The organism is Immundisolibacter sp. (assembly GCF_041601295.1).
Lineage (GTDB): Bacteria > Pseudomonadota > Gammaproteobacteria > Immundisolibacterales > Immundisolibacteraceae > Immundisolibacter.
Window position 1 is genome coordinate 1 of record NZ_JBFIII010000165.1, and the last position, 3,219, is coordinate 3,219.

Here is a 3,219-nt window from a genome sequence, read left to right on the forward strand (position 1 = left end):
CCAGGCGCCCCTCGTCGGTGCCGGCGCGCGCATGGATGCAGTTGTGCATGCCCTCGTAGCCGTCCATCTCGGTGCCGCAAATCTGCGACGCCCGGTACAGGCCGAAGGTGGCGTGGAACAGGTGCAGCAGGCTGGCGTGGTAGGGATCGTGCGTGTTGTCGGCGTACAGCTTCCAGTTGGAATGCACGAACTGGCGGTGGTAACCCAGCACCTCGACCGGCCGGTTGAACATGCGCCGGTGGTAATCGGCCATGCGCGGGCCGAAGTAGTCCTCGACCGACGGCATGTCGTCACCAAAGCTGGCGAAGATGCAGTCGCCGAAGACCTGCACGTTCAGCTTGTGCAGGCCGTGCTGCTTCATGTCGAAGTCGGCCGGGTAACCGCCCTTGCCGCCCAGACCCTTGCGGAACGGCACGCCGATCAGGTCGCCTCGGCTGTCGTATGCCCACTGGTGGTAGACGCAGGTCAGGGTGTCGGTATTGCCGCGCAGGTCGCGGCATACCAGCGCGCCGCGGTGGGCGCAGCGGTTGACCAGAACGTGGAACTGGCCATCCGCGTCGCGGCTGACAATTACCGGCGTGTCGCCGACGAAGCTGGTCTTGTAGTCGCCGGCGGTGGGCAGTTCGGCTGTCAGAGCCACGTAGTTCCAGGTCCGGCCGCGGAAAATGCGCTCCTGCTCAAGAGCATAGATGGCCGGGTCCTGGTACACGCGGTACGGCACGCGGGTGAAACCTTCCTGCGGCCAGACCAGGTCAGTGACGGGCACAGTCGTGGGTGCGTTCATGGCGTTCCTCCGGGGTACGTGGCTCCAATTATCACTTCACGGGCCAGCTTAGCTCTTCGGCGGCGCGGCGAAGCGGAAATTCATGGTGCGGTCGTTGTAATACAGCCCCGACAGTTGCACCACCAGGGTCAGGATGTCGGTTTTGCCGTCGTTGAAGTGGCCGTGCCACAGATTGGGCGGGGTCAGGGACACCTGGCCGGGGCTCCAGTCGACGCGCAGCGGATCGACGATGGCGCCGTCTTGCAGCGTCTCGCCCAGCAGCGAATAGCTGGTGTCGTTGGACTCGATGACGTAGGTGATGGCCGCCGAGGCGTGGCCGTGCACGGTATTGGCGGCGCCCGGCGCCAGTCGGTTCAGGTGCGCGAACAGGTTGGGCGTGGCGAGCTTTTCGGCCTTCAGACCCTGGTGCGCCAGGAATACGCCGGAGGCGGTGATGCCCTCGGCGGCTGTGTCGGCGAGCTTTTGCGCCAGCGCCGCCGCCGGCCAGTGCGTGAACACGATCCGTTCGGTCGGCTGCACCTGCCAGCCCATGTAGCGGGTCAGCGGACTGTCGTCGACGTAGTAAAAGCGCAGGCCATCCGCGCCAGCACTGGCGCTGGCCCCGACACTGCCCGGCACGGCCAGGATGTCGCCGGCCGCGACCGTGACCGCCTCGGCGCCGACCGTGAACGTGCCGCTGCCTTCCAGAATCAGCACGATGACACCACCGGCCGCCTCGCCCACGGGTGTGGTCGCCTGCGCGGCCAGGGCGTGAGTGCCGGCCAGCAGTGCCGGCAGCGTGGCCGGGTAGGGCAGGTCCAGTTGCGCGCTGAAGTCGAGCGGACCGTCCTGCGGCGCCATCGCGGCAGCCGGCAGCACCTTTTCGATCGGCTTAGGCAGCGCGGCGCCTATGAAATCGCGTTCGGACAAGTACAGCGCGCGGGCGGCGGCGGGCGTGGCGGCCGGCGCGGGGGCGGGGTTGCGGTAGGCGATAGCGTGGTTCGGGCTCATGGCAAGTTCCTCCTGGGTGTCTTGTTCAGTCCGCTCGATGTCGGCTCGGCATGGTTTGTTTCAGGCACCGCCGTCGGCGCGGGGCTGGCCAATCTCTGATTCTGCTCTTTCGGAGTCAGGCCCGACCATTTAGCGCGCCGTGGCCGCGGGCGGCTACCCGCCGAGCGCCACTGTGGGCGCCAGCCGGATGGCTTGTCCGGTTTCGCCCAGATCGCGCTTGATGCGCCGCACCGCCGCGGCGGCCGCGGTCTTTGATGGATAGGGCCCGGCCAGCACCCGGTACTGGCCGTCCTGCGGCTGGCGCGCGGCCGGTATGGGCGGACCCTGGTGGATCAGCATGGCCACCAGTCGGCGGGCATTGTTCTCGGACTTGAAACGGCCGAGGTCGACATACCAGTCGCCCTGACCGACCGGCGTAGCCTGCGGGGTCGGTAGTAGCGGCGCGGCTGGCAGCGCCGCCCGGTAGTCGTCGATCGCGGGTGCGCCGACGCTGATCGGCAGCGGGTAGCCGGCCTGCCCGGTGGCGTAGGTGTTTGCCAGGCTCAGGTCCACGTGCGCGGTATCCGCCACCCGGTGGCGGGCGATGGCGGCCTTGATCAGGCCCGTGACGACCGTCTCGCGGCGCTTGGTGGCGGCCGGGTGCAGGGGCTCATGCGCCTCCAGCACCAGGCCGTCGGCGCCCAGGCCGACCAGATAGGGTTGATCGACCACGGTTACCGGCGTGCCGACCGGAACCGCGTCGAACAGGGGTGCGATGTCCTCCGGGTACAACTGCATGCAGCCGTGGCTGACGCGCATGCCGATGCCGGCCGGCTTGCTGGTGCCATGAATGAGTATGCTCGACCAACCCAGGCGCAGCGCATGGCTGCCGAGCGGATTCTCCGGCCCCGGCGGGACCACGGCCGGTAAGGGGTCGCCCTTGGCGGCGTGCTCACGGCGGATGGAAGCCGGCACGGTCCAGGCCGGCGCGGCGCGCTTGTTGGCCACTTTGGTGCGTCCGAGGGGCGTTGCCCAGCCCTCGCGGCCAATGCCGATCGGGTGCGGGATGACCCGCCGGGGCGCCCCGTGGGGTGCGGGCGGGTAGTAATACAGCCGCCGCGCGGCAAGGTTGATGACGATGCCCTCGCGCGGCGTGTCCGGCAGGACATGGGCGGTAGGCAGCATGACCCGCTGGCCGGTGGGGGGTGTCCACGGATCGACGCCTGGATTGGCGGCCAGGATCTCGTCGTAGCCCAGGTCGTAGGCCCGGGCGATGTCGAGCAAGGTTTCCTCGGCCTGGATGGTCGTGTGGCGCAGGCGCCCGACAACATCGGTGATTTCCTGCAACTCGAAACTGTTCAGGGCGAACGGTTCCGGCGGCAGCGGCGCCGGGGCCAGTTGCGCCGGTTCGCGGGCGCCCCAGCCTGCGCAACCGGACAATGCCGCCAGCAGCAGGCAGGCCGCGG

General features: G+C 68.7%; 3 protein-coding genes. All 3 read right to left on the reverse strand.

Annotation, left to right across the window (positions count from 1 at the left end):
* Positions 1 to 784: Rieske 2Fe-2S domain-containing protein (locus ABZF37_RS13955; protein WP_372720958.1), on the reverse strand; the 784-nt coding region annotated here is incomplete at its 3' end.
* A 48-nt stretch (positions 785 to 832) separates the two neighbouring features.
* Positions 833 to 1,774, reverse strand: coding sequence for a hypothetical protein (locus tag ABZF37_RS13960; protein WP_372720960.1), 942 nt, complete (start codon positions 1,772 to 1,774; stop codon positions 833 to 835).
* A gap of 153 nt (positions 1,775 to 1,927) precedes the next feature.
* Positions 1,928 to 3,219, reverse strand: a 1,292-nt coding sequence (locus ABZF37_RS13965) for a L,D-transpeptidase family protein (protein ID WP_372720962.1), incomplete at its 5' end; no start/stop codon positions are given.